The sequence below is a fragment of the Streptomyces sp. Xyl84 genome (genome assembly GCF_059731885.1).
In genome coordinates this window covers 5,879,973-5,904,313 of sequence record NZ_AP029182.1, presented here as the reverse complement: position 1 = coordinate 5,904,313, position 24,341 = coordinate 5,879,973, and the positions used below count along the sequence as shown (strand labels likewise).

The 24,341-nt window shown below is 70.7% G+C and carries 20 protein-coding genes; 4 read left to right on the top strand and 16 right to left on the bottom strand.

Features of this window, described 5'->3' with window-relative positions:
* Positions 1 to 114: 114 nt before the first annotated feature.
* From AC6I72_RS25610 to AC6I72_RS25595, 4 genes are all read right to left on the bottom strand, one after another.
* On the bottom strand, positions 115 to 486 hold the full coding sequence (locus AC6I72_RS25610; RefSeq protein WP_498003499.1) for an FKBP-type peptidyl-prolyl cis-trans isomerase: 372 nt from the start codon (positions 484 to 486) through the stop codon (positions 115 to 117).
* Positions 487 to 546: 60 nt separating this feature from the next.
* On the bottom strand, positions 547 to 1,560 hold the full coding sequence (locus AC6I72_RS25605; RefSeq protein ID WP_498003498.1) for an FKBP-type peptidyl-prolyl cis-trans isomerase: 1,014 nt from the start codon (positions 1,558 to 1,560) through the stop codon (positions 547 to 549).
* A gap of 175 nt (positions 1,561 to 1,735) precedes the next feature.
* On the bottom strand, positions 1,736 to 3,097 hold the full coding sequence (pafA, locus tag AC6I72_RS25600) for a Pup--protein ligase (protein ID WP_037859616.1): 1,362 nt from the start codon (positions 3,095 to 3,097) through the stop codon (positions 1,736 to 1,738).
* Between the two features lie 9 nt (positions 3,098 to 3,106).
* A complete protein-coding gene (locus AC6I72_RS25595; protein WP_498004822.1) occupies positions 3,107 to 4,375 on the bottom strand; it encodes an MFS transporter in 1,269 nt (422 codons plus the stop codon).
* 144 nt (positions 4,376 to 4,519) lie between these two features.
* Between AC6I72_RS25595 and AC6I72_RS25590 the strand changes: the two genes are divergently transcribed.
* Positions 4,520 to 5,536: a LacI family DNA-binding transcriptional regulator gene (locus AC6I72_RS25590; protein ID WP_498003497.1), complete on the top strand. Its 1,017-nt coding sequence runs from the start codon at positions 4,520 to 4,522 to the stop codon at positions 5,534 to 5,536.
* Between the two features lie 67 nt (positions 5,537 to 5,603).
* On the opposite strand, the gene prcA is transcribed toward AC6I72_RS25590, so the two are convergent.
* The 6 genes from prcA to arc all read right to left on the bottom strand — a co-directional run bounded on the left by prcA (position 5,604) and on the right by arc (position 11,593).
* The gene (gene prcA / locus AC6I72_RS25585) at positions 5,604 to 6,371 is read right to left on the bottom strand and encodes a proteasome subunit alpha (RefSeq protein ID WP_498003496.1); all 768 of its coding nucleotides are present in this window, start codon (positions 6,369 to 6,371) and stop codon (positions 5,604 to 5,606) included.
* Positions 6,372 to 6,431: 60 nt separating this feature from the next.
* Positions 6,432 to 7,277: a proteasome subunit beta gene (gene prcB / locus AC6I72_RS25580; protein WP_498003495.1), complete on the bottom strand. Its 846-nt coding sequence runs from the start codon at positions 7,275 to 7,277 to the stop codon at positions 6,432 to 6,434.
* On the bottom strand, positions 7,229 to 7,405 hold the full coding sequence (locus tag AC6I72_RS25575; RefSeq protein ID WP_498003494.1) for an endonuclease domain-containing protein: 177 nt from the start codon (positions 7,403 to 7,405) through the stop codon (positions 7,229 to 7,231). The genes prcB and AC6I72_RS25575 overlap by 49 nt, the downstream gene beginning before the upstream one ends.
* 275 nt (positions 7,406 to 7,680) lie before the next feature.
* On the bottom strand, positions 7,681 to 7,899 hold the full coding sequence (locus tag AC6I72_RS25570) for a ubiquitin-like protein Pup (RefSeq protein ID WP_498003493.1): 219 nt from the start codon (positions 7,897 to 7,899) through the stop codon (positions 7,681 to 7,683).
* 181 nt (positions 7,900 to 8,080) lie between these two features.
* Positions 8,081 to 9,592 carry a depupylase/deamidase Dop gene (gene dop / locus AC6I72_RS25565; protein WP_498003492.1) on the bottom strand — a complete coding sequence of 504 codons (1,512 nt, stop codon included), beginning with the start codon at positions 9,590 to 9,592 and terminating at the stop codon, positions 8,081 to 8,083.
* 234 nt (positions 9,593 to 9,826) lie between these two features.
* A complete protein-coding gene (arc, locus tag AC6I72_RS25560; RefSeq protein WP_037859600.1) occupies positions 9,827 to 11,593 on the bottom strand; it encodes a proteasome ATPase in 1,767 nt (588 codons plus the stop codon).
* 243 nt (positions 11,594 to 11,836) lie between these two features.
* Between arc and AC6I72_RS25555 the strand changes: the two genes are divergently transcribed.
* Positions 11,837 to 12,142, top strand: coding sequence for a ferredoxin (locus tag AC6I72_RS25555; RefSeq protein WP_366725668.1), 306 nt, complete (start codon positions 11,837 to 11,839; stop codon positions 12,140 to 12,142).
* 162 nt (positions 12,143 to 12,304) lie between these two features.
* On the opposite strand, the gene AC6I72_RS25550 is transcribed toward AC6I72_RS25555, so the two are convergent.
* The 3 genes from AC6I72_RS25550 to AC6I72_RS25540 all read right to left on the bottom strand — a co-directional run bounded on the left by AC6I72_RS25550 (position 12,305) and on the right by AC6I72_RS25540 (position 15,539).
* Positions 12,305 to 12,886 (bottom strand): hypothetical protein, encoded by a 582-nt coding sequence (locus AC6I72_RS25550; protein WP_498003491.1) that lies wholly within the window; start codon positions 12,884 to 12,886, stop codon positions 12,305 to 12,307.
* Between the two features lie 213 nt (positions 12,887 to 13,099).
* Positions 13,100 to 14,002, bottom strand: coding sequence for a tRNA (adenine-N1)-methyltransferase (locus AC6I72_RS25545; RefSeq protein ID WP_030179604.1), 903 nt, complete (start codon positions 14,000 to 14,002; stop codon positions 13,100 to 13,102).
* A gap of 58 nt (positions 14,003 to 14,060) precedes the next feature.
* Entirely contained in the window at positions 14,061 to 15,539 is a 1,479-nt protein-coding gene (locus AC6I72_RS25540; protein ID WP_498003490.1) for a site-2 protease family protein, read from the bottom strand.
* Positions 15,540 to 15,714: 175 nt separating this feature from the next.
* Here AC6I72_RS25540 and AC6I72_RS25535 point away from each other — a divergent pair, with 175 nt between their 5' ends.
* Both AC6I72_RS25535 and AC6I72_RS25530 read left to right on the top strand, forming a co-directional pair.
* Positions 15,715 to 16,785, top strand: a complete 1,071-nt coding sequence (locus tag AC6I72_RS25535) for a RecB family exonuclease (RefSeq protein WP_498003489.1) — start codon at positions 15,715 to 15,717, stop codon at positions 16,783 to 16,785.
* 22 nt (positions 16,786 to 16,807) lie between these two features.
* Entirely contained in the window at positions 16,808 to 17,479 is a 672-nt protein-coding gene (locus tag AC6I72_RS25530) for a response regulator (protein ID WP_004990257.1), read from the top strand.
* Positions 17,480 to 17,665: 186 nt separating this feature from the next.
* Here the strand turns inward: AC6I72_RS25530 and AC6I72_RS25525 are convergent, their stop codons facing one another.
* The 3 genes from AC6I72_RS25525 to metH all read right to left on the bottom strand — a co-directional run bounded on the left by AC6I72_RS25525 (position 17,666) and on the right by metH (position 24,117).
* The gene (locus AC6I72_RS25525; protein WP_498003488.1) at positions 17,666 to 19,273 is read right to left on the bottom strand and encodes an ABC transporter substrate-binding protein; all 1,608 of its coding nucleotides are present in this window, start codon (positions 19,271 to 19,273) and stop codon (positions 17,666 to 17,668) included.
* Between the two features lie 458 nt (positions 19,274 to 19,731).
* The gene (locus tag AC6I72_RS25520) at positions 19,732 to 20,448 is read right to left on the bottom strand and encodes an HAD family hydrolase (RefSeq protein ID WP_498003487.1); all 717 of its coding nucleotides are present in this window, start codon (positions 20,446 to 20,448) and stop codon (positions 19,732 to 19,734) included.
* A 156-nt stretch (positions 20,449 to 20,604) separates the two neighbouring features.
* Positions 20,605 to 24,117: a methionine synthase gene (metH, locus tag AC6I72_RS25515; protein WP_498003486.1), complete on the bottom strand. Its 3,513-nt coding sequence runs from the start codon at positions 24,115 to 24,117 to the stop codon at positions 20,605 to 20,607.
* Positions 24,118 to 24,341: the final 224 nt, after the last annotated feature.

Genomic DNA, 24,341 nt, shown 5'->3' with positions numbered 1-24,341 from the left:
CGCCCCGCGGCACGGTGGCAAAAGCGGAGGGCCCACGCCCGGTCGGGCATGGGCCCCAGGTGACCGGAGACCGCGCGGATCCCCCGGTCCCCCGGACGATCCGCGCGGCTGCGGTCAGACCCCGAGCAGGTCGACGACGAAGATCAGCGTCTCGCCGGGCTTGATCGCCGGGGTCGGGCTCTGGTTGCCGTAGGCGAGGTGGGCCGGGATGGTCAGCTGGCGGCGGCCGCCGACCTTCATGCCCTGCACGCCCTGGTCCCAGCCCTTGATGACCCGGCCACCGCCGAGCGGGAAGCGGAAGGGAGTGCCCCGGTTCCAGCTGGCGTCGAACTCCTCGCCGGTGCTGAAGGCGACACCCACGTAGTGGACGGTGACGGTCTGGCCCGCCGTCGCCACCTCGCCGTCGCCCTCCCAGATGTCCTTGATCTCCAGGTCCGCCGGGGGCTCGCCGCCCGGGAAGTCGATCTCGGGCTTGTCGATGCTCACGTCTCTAGCTCCTGCTTGTCTGCGAAAAGGCAACATCCACAGTCTTACATCCCGGGCGGCTCACATCGCGGCCAGGATGTCCACGGAGAACACGAGCGTGGAGTCCTTCTTGATGCCGCTGTCCGGCGGCGGGTTGTCGCCGTAGCCCAGGGACGGCGGGATGACGATCAGGACGCGGCTGCCGACCTTCTTGCCGGTCAGCCCCTGCGCCCAGCCCTTGACGACCTGCTGCAGCGAGAACGACGTCAGCTGGTTCCTCTTGTACGTCGAGTCGAACTCCTTGCCGCCGTCCCACAGCACGCCCTTGTACTGCACCAGCACGGTGCTCTCCGCCTTGACCACCGGGCCGTCCCCCTCGATGACGTACTCCGCGACCAGCTTCTTGGGCGCCGCCGTCTTCGGGACGTCGACGGAGGGGGCCGCGCCGTCGGTGTTGGTGCCCACCTTCGGCAGGTTTGCGTCGTTCGGTCCGGCCGTCCTGCCCTTGGCCGAACTCTTGGAGTTGAAGGCGTCCTGCACATCGACCACGAAGACCAGCGTGTCGGTGCCCTTGATGCCCGCCTGCGCGTTGCCCTGCGTGCCGTAGCCCCAGGTGGGGGGCACCGAGAACTCCACCCTGCTGCCGACCTTCTTCCCGGCCAGCGCATAGCGCCAGCCGTCGATGATCGTGCCCTGGGCGAGCTGGATGAGCAGGGGCGTCTTGCGGTCGTAGGAGTTGTCGAAGACCTTCGCCGTGTCCCAGACCTGGCCGAGGTAGTGGGCCTGGACGTAGTCGTTCTCCGCCACCGTACGGCCGCCGCCGGCGATGACGGTCTTCACCGCCAGGTCCTTGGACGGGGTGCCGGTGCCCTTGGCGACGGTCGGCTTCTCACCGAACTTCGTGCCCGCCGTGATCGCCGGCAGCGGCCCGGAGACGATCTTCGGCGGCGGCGCGGCGGACGTCGCCGGGGCGGTGGGCGACGGAGACTTCGAGGAGGTGTCACCGGCACTGCCCGAGCCGGACTTGTCGTTGCCGCAGGCGGCCAGGGTGACCAGTCCCGCGGGGGCGGAAAGGAGCAGAGAGCGTCGGCGCACGGTGGGCCTCGTAATCGGTCGATCTTGTGGATGGCGTGCGCGCAACTCTACGGGGCGAGAAGGGCGCCGTACGTGAAACGTACGGCGCCCGTGTGGCGTTCCGGCGGGGTTGCCCCCCGCGCGAGCGAACCGGGGAACGGGGAATCGCTCGGAACGCGCCCCGCTCCCCCGCGGATCACATTCCGGCGATCAGCTTCTCCACCCTGTCGTCCACCGAACGGAACGGGTCCTTGCACAACACCGTGCGCTGTGCCTGGTCGTTGAGCTTCAGGTGCACCCAGTCGACCGTGAAGTCACGGCGCTGTTCCTGCGCCCGCCGGATGAAGTCGCCGCGCAGCCGCGCCCGAGTGGTCTGCGGGGGCACCGACTTGCCCTCGAAGATCTTCAAGTCGTTGCAGATGCGGGTGGCTTGGCCCTTCTTCTCCAGCAGGTAGTACAGGCCGCGGCGGCGGTGGATGTCGTGGTACGCGAGGTCTATCTGGGCGACCCGCGGATGCGACATGGTCATGTTGTGCTTGGCCCGGTACCGCTCGATGAGCTTGTACTTCATCACCCAGTCGATCTCGGTGCCGATCCGGTCGAGATCCTCGCTCTCGATCGCGTCCAGCGTGCGGCCCCACAGCTCCAGCACCTGCTCCACGGTGCCGGTGCGGATGCCGCGGCGCTCGCAGAAGTCCACGGCCTTCTCGTAGTACTCGCGCTGCACCTCCAGCGCGGACGCCTCCCGGCCGCTGGCCAGGCGCACCTTGCGGCGGCCCGTGATGTCGTGGCTGACCTCGCGGATCGCCCGGATCGGGTTCTCCAGGGTCAGGTCCCGCATCACCGTGCCCGCCTCGATCATGCGCAGCACGAGGTCGGTGGCGCCGACCTTCAGCAGCATCGTCGTCTCGGACATGTTCGAGTCGCCCACGATGACGTGCAGCCGGCGGTAGCGCTCCGCGTCCGCGTGCGGCTCGTCGCGCGTGTTGATGATCGGCCGGGAGCGGGTCGTCGCCGAGGAGACGCCCTCCCAGATGTGCTCGGCCCGCTGGCTCACGCAGTACACGGCCCCGCGCGGCGTCTGCAGGACCTTTCCCGCGCCGCACAGCAGCTGCCGGGTGACCAGGAACGGAATGAGGATGTCCGCGAGCCGTGAGAACTCCCCGTGCCGTGCCACCAGATAGTTCTCGTGACAGCCGTAGGAGTTGCCCGCCGAGTCCGTGTTGTTCTTGAAGAGGTAGACGTCGCCCGCGATTCCCTCCTCGTGCAGGCGTCGTTCCGCGTCTACCAGGAGTCCCTCGAGAATGCGCTCGCCGGCCTTGTCGTGGGTGACCAGTTCGGTCACATTGTCACACTCGGGTGTCGCGTATTCCGGATGTGACCCCACGTCGAGATAGAGCCGGGCGCCGTTTCGCAGAAACACATTGCTGCTGCGGCCCCATGACACGACACGGCGGAAGAGGTACCGCGCCACCTCGTCAGGCGACAGGCGGCGCTGTCCCCTGAACGTGCACGTGACGCCGTACTCGTTCTCCAGCCCGAAAATGCGGCGGTCCATGACTGAACATTACGCCCGATCCCCCGAGCTGAAACGGGGTTCGACAGCACGATTTGGATCATTTTCCGATGAAGCCGCAACGACCGCCCGCCCGGCGGGAACTGCGAGGACCGATCCGGTGGCCAGCAGCACCAGCAGCGACACCGCCCCGGCCACGGCCGGCACCGCGAAACCCCACAGCGCGCCGCCCGCCTCGACCACCGGGCCCGCGACCCCCGTACCCACCGACGCACCCACCGTGAACATCGTCACCAGCCAGGAGAACGCCTCCGTCACCGTCCCGCTCGGCGCGTGCCGGTCCACGATGATGAATGCGCAGGCGATGCACGGCGCCAGGAACACCCCGGACACCGCCGTCAGCAGCACCATCGCGACCACCCCCGGCATCAGTGTCAGCGGCAGGTAACACACCGCCAGAAGCGCCACCAGCACACGCAGTCGCCGCTCCGGCTCACCCGGCCACTGCCGCGCCCCGTAGACGGCCCCGCCGGCCAGCGCCCCCAGGCCCAGCGCCGCCATCAGCCAGCCGTACACCGCGTCACCGCCGTGACCGTCCGCGTAGGACACCGCCGCCACGGTGATGGACCCCAGCGCGACCCCGACGAACAGGAACGCCCCCAGCATGGCCAGCAGGCCCGGCGAGCGCAGGGCCCCCAGCCAGTGCGCCTCGCGCGGCGCCGAACGCCACGCCCGGGACGGCGGCGAGACGACCACCGACAGGGCGCCCAGCACCCCGACGGCGTTCAGCACCACCAGGGCGGCCCGGGCCGACCACAGCGACACGCACAGCGTCACCAGCAACGGTCCGACGGTGAACATGACTTCCTGGGCCACCGCGTCCATCGCGTACGCCGTGTGCACCCGCTCCTGCCCGCGCAGGACCGTGGGCCACAGGGCACGCAGGCCGCCCTCCAGCGGCGGCGTGCAGAGCCCGGCCGCGGCCACCGCCGCCCAGGCGAGCACCGGCGGCTCGGTGCCGGTGAAGGCGAACAGGGTCATCGCCAGGGCGGCCGCCAGCGCCGCGGGCAGCTGGACGCGCGGCTGCCCGTACAGGTCCACCAGGCGCCCGAGCACCGGCTGGCCCACGGCGTTGGCGACCCCGTACACCGCCGCCAGCACGCCGGCGAGGCTGTACGTGCCGCCCTCGGCGCGGACGAACAGCACGATCGCGATCGCCGCGGTCGCGTTCGGCAGCCGGCCCACGAGCGTGCCCGCCAGCAGCCGGGCGGCGTGCCGCGCCCTGAGTATCTCCAGGTATCCGGCGAATCCCGCGGCCATCGCGCGCCCTCCAGGCATGAGTACAGCATGAGTGTTACGTATAACGTGCGTGGCCATACGTACCATGTGCGCTGTTCACCAGTCCAGACGACCGCGAACGGCCGCGGGAGCACCCACGGCCGGAAGAAGAGGGGCAGCACCACGGTGGCACGAGGAAGCACCCGGCCCACCAGCCGCGACGTCGCCCAGGCCGCCGGGGTCTCCCAGGCGGCCGTCTCCCTCGTCCTCGGCGACAAGTGGCGCGGCCGGGTCGCCGAGACCACCGCACAGCGCGTCCGGCAGGCCGCCCATGACCTGGGCTACCGGCCCAATCTCGCCGCCCGCAACCTGCGCCTCGGCCACACCCGCACCGTCCTGCTCGTCGTCCCCGCCCTGACCACGGAGTTCTTCGCCGGCGTCTACACCGGCGCCGCCCGGGTGGCCGCCGACCACGGCTTCGGCGTCGTCCTGTACCCCTCCCCCGAGGGCATCGGCCCCGCCAGGAACCCCTTCGCCTCCGCCCAGGCCGCCCTCGACGGCGTCCTCGCCTCCTCCATGGCCGCCGACGCCCTCACCGCCATCCGCGGCGACCAGCTCCCGCTCGTCATGCTCGACAGCGACCCCGCCGGCAGCCTCGGCGCCGCCACGGTCAACCTCGACATCGCCGACGGCGTGCGCCAGGTCGCCGACCACCTGCTCGGCCTCGGCCACCGGCGCTTCCTCCACCTCGCGGCCGACGTGCCCTCCTGGACCTTCGAGGTACGAGCCCGGGAACTGGCCGCGCGTCTGGGCGCCGTCCCGGGCACCGCTCTGCGCACCGCCCGCGCCCCGATCTCCATCGAGGACGCCCGCGCCGCCACCGAAGCCGCGCTCGGCGCACCGGGCCCCCGGCCCACCGCCCTGGTCTGCGACGACGACAAGCTGGCCGCGGGCGCCTACAAGGGACTGCGCCGGCTCGGACTGCGCGTCCCCGACGACCTCTCCGTCACCGGTCTGGACGACCTCGCCCTGGCCACTGCCATCGACCCCGAGCTGACCACCGTGCGCCTGGACGCGGAACTCTTCGGCGAACGCGGCATGCACGCCCTCCTGGCCGTCCTGGAGGGCCGTGTGCCGGACGCCGGCGACATCCCGGTGGAACTGGTGGTCCGGGGCTCCACGGCGGCGCCCCGGGCCTCCTGAGACGCCGGTGCCCCGGCCGCGACGTCGAGGAGACGCCGGCCGGGGCACCCGGAACACCCGCGATGGGCTACTTCCCGGTCTCGTCGGACCCGGAGGACTCCTCCGGCTCGTCGTCGTCCTGGGAGACGTCGGCGCTGCCGCCCCGCAGCAGCCGGGCCAGCTGCGGCCCCACGATCCGCTTGAACTTGCGCTGCTGCGGCCGCGTGCGGTCCAGCACCGCGACCTCCAGGCGCTCGGCGGGGATCTCCCGCTCGCTGCCGTTGGTGTCCCGGGACAGCGCCTGCACCGCCAGCTTCAGGGCCTCGGCCAGCGTCATCCCGTCCCGGTGGCGCTGGTCCAGATAGCCGCTGATCTGCTCCGCGTTGCCACCGACCGCGACCGAGCCGTGCTCGTCCACGATCGACCCGTCGTGCGGCAGGCGGTAGATCTGGTCGCCCTCGGGGGTCTCCCCCACCTCGGCGACCACCAGCTCCACCTCGTACGGCTTCTCCGCCGCACTGGAGAAGATCGTGCCCAGCGTCTGGGCGTAGACGTTGGCCAGACCGCGCGCGGTCACGTCGTCCCGGTCGTAGGTGTAACCGCGCAGGTCGGCGTAGCGGACGCCGCCGATGCGCAGGTTCTCGTACTCGTTGTACTTGCCGGCCGCGGCGAACCCGATCCGGTCGTAGATCTCGCTGAACTTGTGCAGCGCGCGGGACGGATTCTCACCGACGAACACGATTCCGTCGGCGTACTGCAGCACCACCAGGCTGCGGCCACGGGCGATGCCCTTGCGGGCGTACTCCGCCCGGTCGGCCATCGCCTGCTGAGGTGAGACATAGAACGGCGTCGACACCGGTTATCCGTCCCTTTCTGTAGAGGTCACTCGATCACCCTGGGCAAGAACCGGCCGCCGCTACAGCAGCGCGGCCCTCGGGCCGTCCGGCTGCTCCAGCCGCCGCTGCAGAACCGAGCGTGCGATCTCGGAGGACTCGTCGTCGGTGAGCCGGCGGAAGCCGTCATCGGTGATCACGGTGACGATCGGATAGATCCGGCGGGCGACGTCGGGACCGCCGGTCGCCGAGTCGTCGTCTGCCGCGTCGTAGAGGGCCTGCACCACCAGTGTGGTCGCCTCGGCCTCGGTCAGGTCGGCACGGAAGAGCTTCTTCATGGCGCCGCGCGCGAAGACGGAGCCGGAGCCCGTCGCCGCGTAGCCGTGCTCCTCGCTGCGGCCGCCGGTCACGTCGTAGGAGAAGATGCGGCCCTTGTCGCGGTCCACGTCGTACCCCGCGAAGAGCGGCACCACGGCCAGACCCTGCATCGCCATGCCGAGGTTGGAACGGATCATGGTCGACAGCCGGTTCGCCTTGCCCTCCAGCGACAGCTGCGCGCCTTCGACCTTCTCGAAGTGCTCCAGCTCCAGCTGGAACAGCTTGACCATCTCCACGGCCAGGCCGGCCGTGCCGGCGATGCCGACGGCCGAGTACTCGTCCGCGGGGAACACCTTCTCGATGTCCCGCTGCGCGATGACGTTGCCCATCGTCGCCCGCCGGTCACCGGCCAGCACGACGCCCCCCCGGAAGGTCACGGCCACGATCGTCGTGCCGTGCGGCGCCTCCAGCACCCCCTGCGCGGGCGGCAGCTGCCGCTTGCCGGGCAGCAGCTCGGGCTGGTGCTCGGAGAGGAAGTCCATGAAGGACGAGGACCCAGGCGTCAGGAAGGCAGCTGGTAGACGCCCGGTGCTACGAGTGTTGGCTTCCACGCGATTCCTTCCACATAAGCAGCAGCCCGCCTCATGACATCGGGCCGATCCTTGAACTGCCCCAGTGCGGCGTTGCAGCTGGAGCACAGTACGCCACGGACCCTACCCGTCCCATGGCAGTGATCCACATGCTCCGGCGAAGCCGGCGGCAGGAACGGCGGGGCACCGGCGCGAGCGGCGCCCGGCTCCTCGTTTCTCCCGGCTCCGCAGAGCCCTGCGCGCACCCGGTCCGGCGAGAGCCGGCCCGCCCGGCGCCGGGCGGCTCCGGCGGAGCGCCCGGGGCCGGGTGCCGGGACGCGAAGGCTGCGCGCGGACCGGTCCCGCCGGCCGCGCACAGCGCTCCACCCCCCTGACCGACCCACCCCTAAGCTCCGCACACCTTCGGAACGAAGGGAACGGCGGCCTACTGCCCGCCCTTCTGGACGAAGGACCGGACGAAGTCCTCGGCGTTGGACTCGAGCACGTCGTCGATGTCGTCCAGGATGTCGTCCACCTTCTCGCTCAGTTCGTCGTGGCGTTCCTTGAGGTCCTCTGCGGCCTGCGCGTCCTGCGCCTGCTCCTCGACCTCTTCGGTCGCGCGCGTGGCCTTCTGCTGGCCGCCGCCGGTGTCCTTCGTTGCCATAACCCTCACCCCGCTCAGTTCGCCCGACATGGTCGGCATTACCGCCGATCGGTGATGATCAGACCCTACAAGCCGGGTCCGACATCGGCCCCGCAGTTTCCGCAACGTCCGGGGGCCACCTCGATGATTCCCGGACAGGGGGATTTCCACCCTGCCCCCGCCGCCCGGACCGGGTACCCGCTCAGCCCCCGGACAGGACCCTGACCAGGTCCTCGGCCGTGCGGCAGCGGTCCAGCAGCGCCTTGACGTGATTACGCGTTCCGCGAAGCGGTTCCAGGGTTGGGACGCGCTGCAAGGAGTCGCGGCCGGGCAGGTCGAAGATGACCGAGTCCCAGGAGGCCGCGGCGACGTCGTCGGCGTACTGCTCCAGGCAGCGGCCCCGGAAGTACGCGCGGGTGTCCTCCGGCGGCTTCCTGCGGGCCCGGTCCACCTCGGACTCGTCCAGCAGCCGCTTCATGCGCCCGCGGGCCACCAGGCGGTTGTACAGGCCCTTCTCGGGGCGTACGTCGGCGTACTGGAGGTCCACGAGGTGCAGGCGGGCGGCGTCCCAGTCGAGTCCGTCGCGGCGCCGGTAGCCCTCCATCAGCTCCCGCTTGGCGACCCAGTCCAGCTCGCCGGCCAGGCTCATCGGGTCGTTCTCCAGACGGTTGAGGGTGTCCTCCCAGCGGGCCAGGACGTCTTTGGTCTGCTCGTCGGCGTCGGCGCCGAAGCGTTCTTCGACGTACTTGCGCGACAGCTCGAAGTACTCCATCTGGAGCTGCACCGCGGTGAGTGTCCGGCCGCTGCGCAGGGTGATGAGCCGTTTGAGTGACGGGTCGTGCGAGACCTGGTGCAGGGTGCGGACGGGCTGGTCGACGGCCAGGTCGACGGCGATGAAGCCGTCCTCGATCATGGACAGGACCAGAGAGGTCGTGCCCAGCTTGAGGTACGTGGAGATCTCGGAGAGGTTGGCGTCGCCGATGATCACGTGCAGCCGGCGGTACTTCTCGGCGTCGGCGTGCGGCTCGTCGCGGGTGTTGATGATCGGGCGCTTCAGCGTCGTCTCCAGGCCCACCTCGACCTCGAAGTAGTCCGCGCGCTGGCTGAGCTGGAAGCCGTGCTCGTGACCGTCCTGGCCGATGCCGACGCGGCCGGCGCCGGTGACGACCTGACGGGAGACGAAGAAGGGCGTGAGGTGGCGCACGATGTCGGAGAAAGCGGTTTCCCGCCGCATCAGGTAGTTCTCGTGCGTGCCGTAGGAGGCGCCCTTGTTGTCGGTGTTGTTCTTGTAGAGGTGGATCGGCTGGGCCCCGGGCAGCTGGGCGGCCCGCTCGGCGGCCTCGGCCATGATCCGTTCGCCCGCCTTGTCCCACAGGACGGCGTCGCGCGGGTTGGTGACCTCGGGAGCGCTGTACTCGGGGTGGGCGTGGTCCACGTAGAGCCGTGCTCCGTTGGTGAGGATCACGTTGGCCAGGCCGATGTCCTCGTCGGTGAGCTGGGTGGAGTCGGCGGCCTCGCGGGCGAGGTCGAAGCCGCGGGCGTCCCGCAGCGGGTTCTCCTCCTCGAAGTCCCAGCGGGCCCGGCGGGCCCGGTGCATCGCCGCCGCGTAGGCGTTGACGATCTGGGACGAGGTGAGCATGGCATTGGCGTTGGGGTGACCGGGGACGGAGATCCCGTACTCCGTCTCGATGCCCATCACTCGCCGTACGGTCATGCGGCCCTCCTTGCCCGGCGGCGCCCTCGGTCGAGGGCGGCGCTCAAGTACCGCTGGTGCTCGGGTGCCTGTGCGGTGCCCGTCCCCGCACTGCGCGACCCGGCGGTACGAAAGAGCCTAGAACGCCTTTGCGCTGGTGGGGAGATCATTTGCGTCATTGGCTGCTCCATGCGGTGACCCCGGAAAGCAGTCGGCTGCGGGTACCCCGTGAGGGCACCCACAGCCGCCCTGCTTTTACAGGTACTGACCGGTGTTCGCCACCGTGTCGATGGAGCGTCCGGTGTCCGCGCCCTGCTTTCCGGTGATCAGGGTGCGGATGTACACGATCCGCTCGCCCTTCTTTCCGGAGATCCGGGCCCAGTCGTCCGGGTTGGTGGTGTTCGGCAGGTCCTCGTTCTCCTTGAACTCGTCCACGCACGCCTGGAGCAGGTGGGAGACGCGGAGGCCCTTCTGGTTCTTCTCCAGGAAGTCCTTGATCGCCATTTTCTTGGCGCGGCCCACGATGTTCTCGATCATGGCGCCGGAATTGAAGTCCTTGAAGTAGAGGACTTCCTTGTCGCCATTGGCGTAGGTGACCTCCAGGAAGCGGTTCTCCTCGGATTCGGCGTACATCTGCTCGACCGCGGTCTGGATCATGGCTCCGACCGTGGCGCCCTTGTCGCCGCCGTGCTCCGAGAGGTCGTCGCCGTGCAGCGGGAGGCGCTCGGTGAGGTACTTCGCGAAGATGTCCTTGGCCGCCTCGGCGTCGGGACGCTCGATCTTGATCTTCACGTCGAGCCGACCGGGCCGCAGGATGGCGGGGTCGATCATGTCCTCGCGGTTCGAGGCACCGATCACCACCACGTTCTGCAGGCCTTCCACACCGTCGATCTCGGCGAGCAGCTGCGGGACGATGGTGTTCTCCACGTCCGAGCTGACCCCGGAGCCGCGGGTGCGGAAGAGGGACTCCATCTCGTCGAAGAAGACGATGACGGGGGTGCCCTCGCTGGCCTTCTCCCGGGCGCGCTGGAAGACCAGGCGGATCTGCCGCTCGGTCTCGCCGACGTACTTGTTCAGCAGCTCGGGGCCCTTGATGTTGAGGAAGAAGCTCTTGCCCGCGGCCTGGCCGGTGACCTCGGCGACCTTCTTGGCCAGCGAGTTGGCGACGGCCTTGGCGATGAGCGTCTTGCCGCATCCGGGCGGCCCGTAGAGCAGCACACCCTTGGGCGGGCGCAGTTCGTGCTCCTTGAACAGGTCCGGGTACAGGTAGGGCAGCTCGACCGCGTCGCGGATCATCTCGATCTGGTTGCCGAGGCCGCCGATCTGCTCGTAGCCGATGTCGGGGACCTCTTCGAGGACGAGTTCCTCGACCTCGCTCTTGGGCACGACCTCGTAGACGTAGCCGGACCTGGGTTCGAGCAGCAGGGCGTCGCCGGGACGGATGGTGACGTCCAGCAGCGGCTCGGCGAGCCGCACCACCCGTTCCTCGTCGGTGTGCCCGAGGACGAGGGCGCGCTCGCCGTCCTCGAGGATCTCCTTGAGGGTGACGATGTCGCCGACGCGCTCGAACTCCATGGCGTCGACCACGTTGAGTGCTTCGTTGAGCATCACTTCCTGGCCGCGCCGCAGCTCGTCGAGGTCGACGCTGGGGCTGACGTTCACCCGCAGCTTGCGGCCGCCGGTGAAGATGTCTGCGGTGCCGTCCTCGTTGGACTGCAGGAAGACGCCGAAGCCGGCGGGCGGCTGGGCGAGCCGGTCGACCTCTTCCTTGAGGGCCACGATCTGGTCTCGGGCCTCGCGGAGCGTGTTCGCGAGCCGTTCGTTCTGCGCGGACACGCCGGCCAGATTGGTCTGCAGCTCGACGATCCGCTCTTCGAGAATCCTCGTGTGCCGCGGAGAGTCGGCGAGCTTGCGTCGCAGGACGGCGATCTCCTGCTCAAGGTAGGCGATCTGCCCGGCCGGGTCGTCGGACCCTCGTCCCGGGCGGATGCCGCGGTTCATGTCGTCGTCGTGGGCTGCCACGGTCCTCACCTCCTCCAAGGGGAGCTGGACGCTTCCAGACCCTACCTGGGTGGGTGTCGATTGAAACCCCTAGATCACAAAGACTGTCGGGGTGTGTCCGATCTTCACCCTTGCGCTCTCCCTCACGCCAGGGGAATACCCACCGAACAAGATTGGAAAGCCGACGGAGGTAGGGTCGAGACGTTCAACACCCGTCGGAGCTGGCCTGATTCCCGCCCGGTCCGACGTGAAACGGCAGGAGAGATGAGCGTGCAGCAGCGGACCGCGGACGGTGGCGAGGAACTGGAGGTCTGGATCGACCAGGACCTGTGCACCGGTGACGGCATCTGCGCGCAGTACGCGCCGGAGGTCTTCGAGCTGGACATCGACGGTCTGGCCTACGTGAAGGGCCCGCAGGACGAACTGCTCCAGGCCCCGGGAGCGGCAACGCCCGTGCCGCTCCCGCTCCTCACGGACGTGGTGGACTCGGCGAAGGAGTGTCCCGGCGAGTGCATCCACGTGCGCCGGGTTTCGGACAGGGTCGAGGTGTACGGGCCGGACGCCGAGTGACGGTGCGGTCGCCGTCCGTGGTCGCCGACGCGCTCCCCGGCGTGGTCGCCGGCCGGTTCCGTGCCGTGGCCGCTGTCTGATTCGTCACACCTGCGGGGGTCGGCGGCCCGTCGGCCTCGGGCCGGGCGCCGCGCGCCCGGAGGCCGCACCGGCGCCGCCGGCTCAGACGCTGCGGGTCCGGTCCGGCCCGGAGCGTACGAACGCGCCGTTCTCCCACTGCCACTTCACGCTGTCCTTGAGGTCGGGGCAGCAATTCGGCACGTCGGGCGAGGAGTAGCCGAGCAGGGTGGCGCTGACCTCTCCCGCGCGTACGGCGAAGTCCGTGACGGTGTACCGGTCCTCGGGGTCGACGAGGGTGGCCACGACGCGGGGCGCGGGGGTGCCTTCGGCGCGGGTGAGGACGTAGACGGCGTCGGGCGGGGTGCCCATGGAGGCGTCGCAGTGCACGACGGCGACGGTCTCGGGGCGGCCGTCGTGGTCCAGGTCTCCGGCGGCCTTCTTGGCGACCACCGCCTTCAGCGGCCCGCACCGGATCGGGAAGGCCACGCCGGTGGTGGGGGGCGCGGTGGTCAGGGGGGCGCTCTGGGTCCGAGTGCCGGGGCCGGTGTGCTGGGCGGCGGTGGCGGAGCCCGGCTGGACGGCCGAGGAGAGGGCGACCACGCCGGCGACGGCCGCGGCGGTGGCGACCCAGTGGATGGGGCGGGTGTGGGTGTGTGCCAGGTCCGGGACGGCGGAGTGCTGCACTAGGAGTGTCTCCCGTGAGGGCTGTGCCGGTGGGGTGGCCAGCATCGTGCCACACGTCACAGTGCGGGGGAACGGTGGGGTGGGTACTCGCCCGGGCCGCTGACCGCGTGTTTCCGGTGCGCGCTCAACGTGTGAGCGCCGTGGCGCAGTTCCCGGCGGGGGCCGGGAACTGCGCCACGGCGCCTGTTCGTTGCGGGTGGGGCCCGGGCCGGGTCAGCGGCCGGTGCCTCCGTCGGCGTTGGGCCCCTCGTAGTCCTCGCCGTAGGCGCCCTTGGCGGGGCGGCGGCGGCGCATGGGCGGCTCGACGCCGTCGGCGAGGCGGCGGGCGGTGAGCAGGAACCCGGTGTGACCGATCATGCGGTGGTCGGGCCGGACGGCCAGGCCCTCGATGTGCCAGTTGCGGATCATCGTCTCCCAGGCGGTCGGCTCGTTGAAGCAGCCGATCTCGCGGATGGACTCGACGGTCCGCGCGAGCTGGGTGGTGGTGGCGACGTAGCAGCACAGGATGCCGCCGGGGACGAGGGCCTTGGAGACGGCCTCCAGGCATTCCCAGGGGGCGAGCATGTCGAGGATGACCCGGTCGACGTCCGTGTCGGACAGGTTGTCCTGGAGGTCGCCGACGGTGAGCTGCCAGGCGGGGTGCGGGCCGCCGAAGTAGCGCTCGACGTTGGCCTGGGCGATCTCGGCGAAATCGGCGCGGCGCTCGTAGCTGTGCAGCATGCCCTGGTCGCCGATGGCGCGCAGCAGGAAGCTGCTGAGCGAGCCGGAGCCGACGCCGGCCTCGACGACGCGGGCGCCGGGGAAGATGTCGGCGAAGGCGAGGATCTGTCCCGCGTCCTTGGGGTAGACGACGGCCGCCCCTCGGGGCATGGACAGGACGTAGTCGGGGAGCAGGGGACGCAGCGCGAGGTAGGCCACGTTGCCGGTGGTGCGGACAACGCTGCCCTCGGGTGCGCCGATCAGTTCGTCGTGCGGGAAGGAACCCTTGTGGGTGTGGAAGTTCTTCCCGGCCTCGAGCGTGAACGTGTAGTGGCGGCCCTTGGGGTCGGTCAGCTGTACCTGGTCCCCGACCTTGAAGGGCCCGCGGCGGCGGGCGGCACCGGTCGGTTCGGACATGTGACCAGCCTACCGGCCCCCGGGAGGGCCGCCGACCACCGCTTCGGGGAAGCGGTGCTCAGCTGGGCCGGGCCATGGCCTTCACGAAGGCGCGCTCGACGTCGGCGGCCGACAGCACGCCGTAGATCTCGCCGGTGTCCTCCACGACGAGGTACTCGGTGGCGGGTGTGGCGCGCAGGACGTCCAGGAGGTCCTCGCCGGCCAGCTCGGCGGAGACCCGCATGCCCTCGGTGAGGTCCTGGGCGAGTGCGCTGGCGGCGACCCAGGGGCGGCGGTGTTCGGGCACGCCCGCGATGGCGGACTCGCGTACCAGGGAGAGGGGCTCGCCGTGGCCGTCGACGACCACCAGGGCACGGGCCCCGGCGGCGTTGGCCCGGCGCAGGGCCTCGGCGAGGGAGGTGGTGGTCTCCACCGGGACGGCGCGGCGGGTGAGGGTGCGGGCGCGCAGTTCGGGGAGGTGTTCGCGCAGCCGGGCCATGCGCAGGCTGTTGCCGGCGCCGGTCCAGATGATCGCGGCGACGATCGCGGCGAGCAGGGCGTCGGTGACGGTGCCCATGCCGACGCTGTCCTCGGCGGTGGTGCCGAGCGCTCCGGACTGGCTGAGCAGCGGCAGGCCGATGAGGACGGAGACGGCCAGGGCGCGGCCGACCCAGGCCGCGGCGACGGTGCCGCTCATGGGGCGGCCGGTGATCTTCCAGACGACGGCGCGCAGCATGCGGCCGCCGTCGAGGGGCAGGCCGGGCAGCAGGTTGAACGCGGCGACGATGAGGTTGGAGATCATCAGGGAGGCCAGCAGGACTCCGGGGACCGTGCCGCGTTCGACGGGCTGGAGGGCGAGGTAGAAGACGCCGGACAGGACCAGGGAGAGCAGCGGCCCGACGAAGGCGAGGACGAACTCGCGGCCGGGGGTCTCGGCCTCCTTCTCGATCTCGGAGACCCCGCCCAGGAACTGGAGCTGGATGCGGCGCACCGGGAGCTTGAAGCGCAGGGCGGCCACGGTGTGGGCCAGCTCGTGGACGAGTACGGAGCCGTAGAAGGCGACCGCGAAGAAGAGGGAGACCAGGTAGCGGGCGGCCCCCAGCTCGGGCAGGACGCGGTCGAGCTGGCCGCCGAAGACCCAGGTGATCAGGGCGGCGACCAGGAACCAGCTGGGTGCGACGTACACGGGGACGCCGAAGGGGCGGCCCATGAGCAGTCCGCCGCCGGGGCCGCGGGGCCGCCGGGGCGGAGGCGGTGGCGGGGGCGGCTGACCGTGTCCGTGGCCGGAGGCGGCCAGGGCGCGGTCGGGGTGGGTGTCGGGGGGAGTGCCGTGCGCGGTGGGGCGGGGGCCGTCGGGCCGGGTGCCGTCGCCGCGGCCGGGGGCACTGTCGTGGTCCGGGTCCCGCGGGTCCGGGGCCTGGTGCGCGGCGGAAGGCCGCGGGTCGTTCAGCGGGCGGGCGGTGCTGTCGTGGGGCGCCGGGGCCGCGGGGCCCGTGGCGGGCTCGGTCGGCTCGTCGTTGCCGGAACGCGGCTGCCCGCTCCCGCCGCTCACGTCCACGGTGTCCCCTCGTTCGAAGCGCCGCCTCCCGGCCTGGTGGCCGGAAGGTCTCGGGTCGATGGTATGCGGCCGTGGCGAACGGTTCCGCCCGGCACCCCAGTGTCGTACCCGCTGCGGTGCACTTCACCGGGGCAGGAGGGGGTCACTGTCAGTGGCGGGCCGTAGGGTTCTGTGCATGGAGACGACGAGCACGCAGGACGGAGCGGCGGACGGCGCGGAGGGCACCGAGGGGCCGGCCGCCGTGGGTGCGGCGGCAGCCCCGGTGCCGGCGGCGGAGGCCCCGGTCGTGCCGGCAGCGGCCCCTGTCGTCGCGGTGAGCGCCGCCGCGCCGGCCGCCCCGGTCGTCACGGAAGGCTCGGCCGAGGGCGCGGCCGTCACCGTGCGGGCCGCGGCACCGCCCTCCTCGTTGTCGCCGTCGCGCGCCGGGGACTTCATGCAGTGCCCGTTGCTGTACCGCTTCCGGGTGATCGACCGGCTGCCGGAGAAGCCGAGCGAGGCCGCCACCCGGGGCACGCTGGTGCACGCCGTGCTGGAGCGGCTCTTCGACGCCCCGGCGGGCGAGCGGACCGCACCCCGCGCCAAGGCCCTGATCCCGGGGCAGTGGGACCGGCTGCGCACGGCGCGCCCGGAGCTGGTGGAGCTGTTCGCCGACGACGTGGACGGCGAGCGGCTGGCGCGCTGGCTGACGGAGGCGGAGCGGCTGGTGGAGCGCTGGTTCACGCTGGAGGACCCGGCACGGCTGGAGCCGGCCGAGCGGGAGCTGTTCGTCGAGGCGGAGCTGGAGTCCGGGCTCAGACTGCGCGGCATCATCGACCGGGTGGACGTGGCGCCCACCGGTGAGGTGCGCATCGTCGACTACAAGACGGGCAAGGCACCCCGGCCCGAGTACGCCGAGGGCGCGCTGTTCCAGATGAAGTTCTACGCCCTGGTGGTGTGGCGGCTGAAACGGGTGGTGCCCCGGCGGCTGCAGCTGGTGTACCTGGGCAGCGGCGACGTGCTGACGTACGACCCGGTCATGGCGGATCTGGAGCGGATGGAGCGCAAGCTGCTGGCGCTGTGGGAGGCGATCCGGCTGGCCACGGAGACGGGTGACTGGCGTCCGCGGCCCACGAAGCTGTGCGGCTGGTGCGACCACCGGGCGCACTGCCCGGAGTTCGGGGGCACTCCCCCGCCGTACCCGCTGCCCGTGACCCGGACCGAGCCGCCGGTACCCGTGCAGGTACAGGGCACAATGGGCCGGGACTAGGGTCCCAGCGAAGGAGACTTACGTGGCCATCCGCGTCCTACTGGTCGACGACCAGCCACTGCTGCGCACCGGGTTCCGGATGATCCTGGAGGCGGAGCAGGACATCGCGGTCGTGGGCGAGGCCGGAGACGGTCTGCAGGCCCTGGACCAGGTGCGTGCCCTGCAGCCCGACGTGGTGCTGATGGACATTCGCATGCCGCGGATGGACGGGGTGGAGGCCACTCGGCAGATCACCGGCCCGGAGCGCGACGGCCCGGCGAAGGTACTGGTGCTGACCACCTTCGATCTCGACGAGTACGTGGTGGAGGCGCTGCGCGCGGGCGCGAGCGGCTTCCTGCTGAAGGACGCCCCGGCCAACGAGCTGGTGCAGGCGATCCGCGTGGTGGCGGCCGGTGAGGCGATGCTGGCGCCGAGCATCACGCGCAGGCTGCTGGACAAGTACGCCACGCATCTGCCCTCCGGTGACGAGCCGGTCCCGGACACGCTGCACACCCTCACCGAGCGTGAGGTGGAGGTGCTGAAGCTGGTGGCGCGCGGGCTGTCGAACGCGGAGATCGCCGCGGATCTGTTCGTCAGCGAGACGACGGTCAAGACGCACGTGGGGCACGTACTGACCAAGCTGGGGCTGCGCGACCGCGTGCAGGCGGCGGTGTACGCCTACGAGAGCGGTCTGGTGCGGCCCGGCGCGCAGTGACGGCGCGGCGCCGGCGACGCCGGAGTGCCGGCGGCGGCCGGAACCGGCCGCAGTGGGCCGCCGGTGACTGCCGGCCCCCGATGCGGGCGACCGCTTGTACATGAGAGGGCGCCCCCCTCCGGACTTCCGGAGAGGGGCGCCTTCCTCATGTCTGCTTCGGCGGTGGCCGAGTGGCCCGGCCGGGGGTCAGCTGCTGACGCCGCGTCCCAGTTCCCACAGCTGCAGCGTGGCGGAGGAGTTGATGACGTAGGCGGCGCCCGTGATGTCGTCGCGGGCGGCGACGTACTGCTTGCCCTGCCACAGCGGCAGCAGCGGGACGTCCTTGGCGACGACGTTCTGAATACCGGTCAGGCTCGAGGAGGCGGTGAGCCGGTCGGCCTGGCGGCGGGACTCGGGGAGCAGGTTCTTGCGGATGTCGTTGCTGACGTACGGCGTGTTCAGCGTGTTGTCGGCGTCGAGGAACGGCGCGATGAAGCTGTCGGCGTCCGGGAAGTCGGGGAACCAGCCCATGCCGAAGACGTCGTACTGACGCTTCTGCATCGTCGGGTGGAAGACCTTCCACGGGGTGCCCTCGATGCTGACGTCGAACAGTCCGCTGGAGTTGAGCTGCTGCTGGAGCACCTCGAACTCCTTCTTGGTGGCCGGGCCGTAGTGGTCGGTCGTGTAGTGCATCGTGAACTTGACCGGGGCCGTGACGCCGGCCTTGTCCAGCAGCGACTTGGCCTTGCTGACGCTGGGGTCGCCGTACTTGTTGAAGAACGAGTTGGAGTGGCCGGTGATGGTCGCCGGGACCATCGAGTACAGCGCCTCGGCCTGGGTTCCGTAGACCTTCGCGACGAGGTCGCTGCGGTTGACGACCTGGGCCATCGCCTGCCGTACGGCCTTGCTCTTCACGCTCGGGGCGTCGGTGTTGAAGGCCAGGTAGCGGATTTCCAGACCGGGCATCTCGACCAGGTCGACCTTGCCGTCTCCGGAGGAGTTGGAGAGCTTGCGGATCTGCTCCGGCGACATCGCGCGGGTCATGACGTCGATGTCACCCTTGTCGATGGCGGCGCCCATGGCGTCGGCGTCGGGGAAGGTCCGCACCTCCACCTTGTCGTTGCTGACCTTCAACGTCCCCTGGTAGTGGGGGTTCTTGGTGAAGACGGCGTCGACGAGTTCGTTGTTCTTGACGTCGGCCTTCATGGTGTACGGGCCGGATCCGTCGACGCTGAAGCCGTCGCGCAGCTTGTTCTTGTCGTAGTCCTTGGGGTTGACGATGCCCGCGACCGGCGTCGACAGCTTGAACGGGAAGGTGGCGTCGGCGGTGTTGAGGTGGAAGATGACCTCGCGGTCGCCCTGGGTCTCCACCGTGTCGACGGTGGACAGCAGGGCGAAGACGCCGGTGTCCGCCTTGATGGTGCGGGCGCGGTCGATGGAGAACTTCACGTCGGCGGCGGTGACGGGGTCGCCGTTGGCGAACTTGAGGCCCTCGCGCAGCGTGCAGGCGTAGCGCTCGTTGCCGCTGTCGGTGAAACCGCACTTCTCGGCGGCCTCGGGGACCGGCTGCCCCTCGCCCTTGGGCGTGATCATCAGCGTCTGCACGGTCTGGCGCAGCAGGTTCCAGGGGCCGATGTCGTAGGCGTACGCCGGGTCCAGCGGAGCGGGGGCCAGCTTGGTGGCGGTGAACCGGTCCGTGGTGCCGACGACGATGGCGTCGCCGCTCTTGCTCCCGCTGTCGGAACCACCGCATGCGGCGAGCGCGGGCGCGAGCAGGCCGACCAGGGCCGGCAACACCAAAGTCTTGCGGTTCATGCTCGAGTTTCTCCAGAGCTGTCATGTCCGTGTACCCGGCATGCAGGGGGGTGGTGCGGCCGATCACGGGGTAAGGACGATGTTCTCGCGACGAGACTAGTCCGCGCCCGTCGGGCGGCTCGCTGCCGTGGGAGCCGGGCCGCCATCACGCAGTGGAACCGGGCGCGGACGGTCCGAAAACGCGCCACTGGAAGGATTCGTGCAGCGTTTCATCAATCAGGACACAAAGGCGCCCGGCTCACCCCGGACCGGGGGTGAGCTGCATGTCCTTATCTCTCTGTCGACATTGAATTCTGTGGCGAACGTCACATTGCCAACTCGGGTGGCGGGTACCGGAATTCAGCCATCCGGCAGGATTCGAATTCATTCGCACGGCCGTCATCGGGATTATCCCGTACGCCATCACGGACCGGGGCAATTCTCCCCGGCGCCTGCACGCGGCCCGGCGACCCGCACCGCTACCCGGCGGTCGGCGGAGCCGGGTAGGTCATCAGCGACTGCAGGAACGGCAGGTCGACCTCTTCGAGCGAGGAGACGACGGTGCGCCGGGCTGCCGGGGCGATGGGGGCGATGGAGGGCACGGCGATGACCCGGCAGCCGGCCGCCTCCGCCGCCGCGACCCCGGTCGCGGTGTCCTCGACGACCGCGCACCGCGCCGGGTCCGCGCCCAGCCGGGAGGCCGCCAGCAGATAGGGGTCGGGGTGGGGCTTGGTGCGCGCCACCTCGTCACCGGCGACCGAGAGGGCGAAATGGTGGGGGCCGAGCGAGGCCAGGACGCGGTCGATGATGCGCCGGTGGGAGGCGGAGACCAGCGCGGTGGGGATCTCGTGCGCGGAGAGTTCGGCCAGCAGCCGTGCGGCGCCCGGCATCAGCGGCAGGGCACGGTCGATGCGGTCCTCGAAGCCCTCGTTGAGCAGCACCGACAGCTCGGCGAGGGTGATGGCGGCGCCGGTGGCCTCGATGAGGAAACCGGCGCTGCGGGTCATGGGGCCGCCGACGACGACATGTCTCCAGGCCTCGTCGAGGGTGTGTCCCAGGGCGGCGAAGACCTCGACCTCCACGTCCCACCAGAAGCCCTCGGTGTCCACCAGGGTGCCGTCCATGTCGAGGAGCACGGCCTGCAGGGCTGAGCCTTCGGCCGTTGCGGTGCCGAGGGCGGGGACCGTACTGGTCATCCGGCGTACCTCCTTGAGGGACGATCAGGCCGGTTCCCGCGCGGGAACCGGCCTGCAGTGGACCGACCAGTGTACGTCGTGAACGGGACGAACGCCTCGTTCGGCACATCCGTTCCCGCCCCCGGCATTCTCGGGGGCGGGAACGCGCGGGACGTGTCAGCGGGCGTTGAAGTACTTCGCCTCGGGGTGGTGGATCACGATGGCGTCGGTGGACTGTTCCGGGTGCAGCTGGAACTCCTCGGAGAGGTGCACGCCGATCCGCTCGGGCCGCAGGAGATCCGCGATCTTGGCGCGGTCCTCCAGGTCGGGGCAGGCACCGTAGCCCAGGGAGAAGCGGGCGCCCCGGTACTTCAGCGCGAACATGTCCGCCATGGCGTCCGGGTCCTCGCCGGCGAAGCCCAGCTCGGAGCGGACCCGGGCGTGCCAGTACTCGGCCAGTGCCTCGGCCAGCTGCACGGACAGGCCGTGCAGCTCCAGGTAGTCGCGGTAGGAGTCGGAGGCGAACAGGCGGGCGGTCTCCTCGCCGATCCGCGAGCCGACCGTGACCACCTGGAAGCCGACCACGTCGGTCTGCCCGGACTCCTCGGGGCGGAAGAAGTCGGCCAGGCACAGCCGGCGGCCGCGGCGCTGGCGCGGGAAGGTGAACCGGGTGCGTTCGTTGCCCTGCTCGTCCAGGACGATCAGGTCGTCGTCCTTGGAGACGCACGGGAAGTAGCCGTGCACGACGGCCGCCTCCAGCAGGTTCTCCGTCTGGAGCCGGTCGAGCAGGCCGCGCAGCCGGGGCCTGCCCTCACGCTCCACCAGCTCCTCGTAGGTGGGCCCGTCGCCGGTGCGGGCCTGCCTCAGCCCCCACTGGCCCTTGAACAGGGCGTCCTCGTCCAGCCAGGACGCGTACTCCTTGAGCTGGATGCCCTTGCTGACCCGGGTGCCCCAGAACGGCGGCTCGGGCACAGGGTTGTCGGTGGCCACGTCGGAGCGGACGTGGCCCTCCTGCGGGCGTTCCTCGACCTCGACGGTGGCGGCCCGCACCCGGCGCTGCCGCAGCTCGGGCAGCGCGGCCCCAGGCACGCCCCGCTTGACGCCGATCAGGGCGTCCATCAGGCGCAGTCCCTCGAAGGCGTCGCGGGCGTAGCGGACCTCGCCGTGGTAGACGTCGTGCAGGTCCTGTTCGACGTAGGCGCGGGTCAGCGCGGCGCCGCCGAGGATGACGGGGTAGGTGGCGGCGAGGCCGCGGGCGTTCAGCTCCTCCAGGTTCTCCTTCATGATCACCGTGGACTTGACCAGGAGCCCGGACATGCCGATGACGTCGGCCTTGTGCTCGTCGGCGGCTTCCAGGATGGCCGAGACGGGCTGCTTGATGCCGAGGTTGACGACGTTGTAGCCGTTGTTGGACAGGATGATGTCGACGAGGTTCTTGCCGATGTCGTGGACGTCGCCGCGCACGGTGGCGAGCACGATGGTGCCCTTGCCGGCCTCGTCGGTCTTCTCCATGTGCGGCTCCAGGTGGGCCACCGCGACCTTCATGACCTCGGCGGACTGCAGGACGAAGGGCAGCTGCATCTGGCCGGAGCCGAACAGCTCGCCCACCACCTTCATGCCGTCCAGCAGGGTGTCGTTGACGATGTCGAGTGCCTTGCGGGACTCCAGGGCCTCGTCGAGGTCGGCTTCGAGGCCGTTCTTCTCGCCGTCGATGATCCGCCGCTTGAGACGCTCGTCCAGCGGGAGCGCGGCCAGTTCCTCGGCCTTGCCCGCCTTCAGGGACTTCGCGGTGGCGCCCTCGAACAGCTGCATGAGCTTCTGCAGCGGGTCGTAGCCCTCGCGGCGCCGGTCGTAGATCAGGTCGAGGGCGGTGGTGACCTGCTCCTCGTCGAACCGGGCGATCGGCAGGATCTTGGAGGCGTGCACGATCGCCGAGTCCAGGCCCGCCTTCACGCACTCGTCCAGGAAGACGGAGTTCAGCAGGATCCGCGCGGCCGGGTTCAGCCCGAAGGAGATGTTGGACAGGCCGAGCGTGGTCTGCACCTTGGGACGGCGGCGCTTCAGCTCCCGGATGCCCTCGATGGTGGCCACACCGTCCTTGCGGGACTCCTCCTGGCCGGTGCAGACGGTGAAGGTCAGGCAGTCCACGAGGATGTCCTCCTCGCGGATGCCCCAGTTGCCGGTGAGGTCCTCGATCAGCCGTTCGGCGATCTCCACCTTCTTCTCCGGCGTACGTGCCTGGCCGTGCTCGTCGATGGTCAGCGCGACGAGCGCGGCGCCGTGCTCGCGGGCCAGCTCGGCGACCCGGGCGAACCGCGAGCCGGGGCCCGCGCCGTCCTCGTAGTTCACCGAGTTGATCACCGCGCGGCCGCCCAGCTTCTCCAGCCCGGCCTCCAGGACGTCCACCTCGGTGGAGTCCAGCACGATCGGCAGGGTGGAGGCGGTCGCGAAACGGCCGGCCAGTTCGGCCATGTCGGCCACGCCGTCCCGGCCGACGTAGTCCACGCACAGGTCGAGCATGTGCGCGCCCTCGCGGATCTGCTCGCGGGCCATCTCCACGCAGTCGTCCCAGCGGCCCTCCAGCATCGCCTCGCGGAACTTCTTGGACCCGTTGGCGTTGGTGCGCTCACCGATGGCCAGGTACGAGGTGTCCTGCCGGAAAGGCACCGTCTGGTACAGGGAAGCGGCACCCGGTTCGGGGCGCGGGTCGCGCGGGGGCGGGGTCAGGCCGCGCACGCGCTCGACGACCTGGCGCAGGTGCTCGGGGGTGGTGCCGCAGCAGCCGCCGATGAGGGACAGGCCGTAGTCGCGGACGAAGTGCTCCTGCGCGTCCGCCAGCTCCGGCGCGGTCAGCGGGTAGTGCGCGCCGTCCTTCGTCAGCACGGGCAGGCCGGCGTTCGGCATGCAGGACAGGGGGACGCGGGCGTGGCGGGAGAGGTAGCGCAGGTGCTCGCTCATCTCGGCCGGACCGGTCGCGCAGTTCAGGCCGATCATGTCGATACCGAGCGGCTCCAGCGCGGTCAGCGCCGCGCCGATCTCCGAGCCCAGCAGCATGGTGCCGGTCGTCTCGACGGTCACCGACACGACGAGCGGGACGTCGTGGCCGGCCCTCTCCATGGCGCGGCGGGCGGCGATCACGGAGGCCTTGGTCTGCAGCAGGTCCTGCGTGGTCTCCACGAGCAGGGCGTCGGCGCCGCCCGCGAGCAGTCCTTCGGCGCTCTGCTGGTAGGCGTCGCGGATGGCGGTGAACGTGGTGTGGCCGAGGGTGGGCAGCTTGGTGCCCGGTCCCATGGAGCCGAGGACCCAGCGCTGCCGGCCGTCGCGGGCGGTGAAGTCGTCCGCCGTCTCGCGGGCGATACGGGCGCCCGCCTCGGACAGCTCGGCGACGCGCTCGGGGATGTCGTACTCGCCGAGGGCGGTCAGGTTGGCGCCGAACGTGTTGGTCTCCACGCAGTCCACCCCGGCGTCGAAGTACGCCGAGTGGACCGAGCGGACGATGTCCGGGCGGGTGACGTTCAGGACCTCGTTGCAGCCCTCCAGCTGCTGGAAGTCGTCCAGCGAGGGCTCCTGGGCCTGGAGCATGGTGCCCATCGCTCCGTCGGCGACCACCACACGGGTGGCGAGCGCCTCGCGGAGGGCGGACACGCGGGTCCGGCTGTCGGCGGAAGGGGTCGGCGGCAACGAGGCCATGAAGGGGCTCCCTGAAGGTGCGACGGCTGTCGGCTTTGCGTCTTCCCCGGCGGTCGCGGGCGATGGGCCCGGGGCTTCCCGAGGAGGGCGCACGCCGCAAGAGTAGCCGGGACCGGCGCGGGGAGGTCAGGGGCGTCCACCACCCGGACGACGGCCGGACGAGCGTGTCACCGTGACCGGGCGAGGTGGCCGGTTGTGTAACAGGCGTGGACCGGCCATTAGCG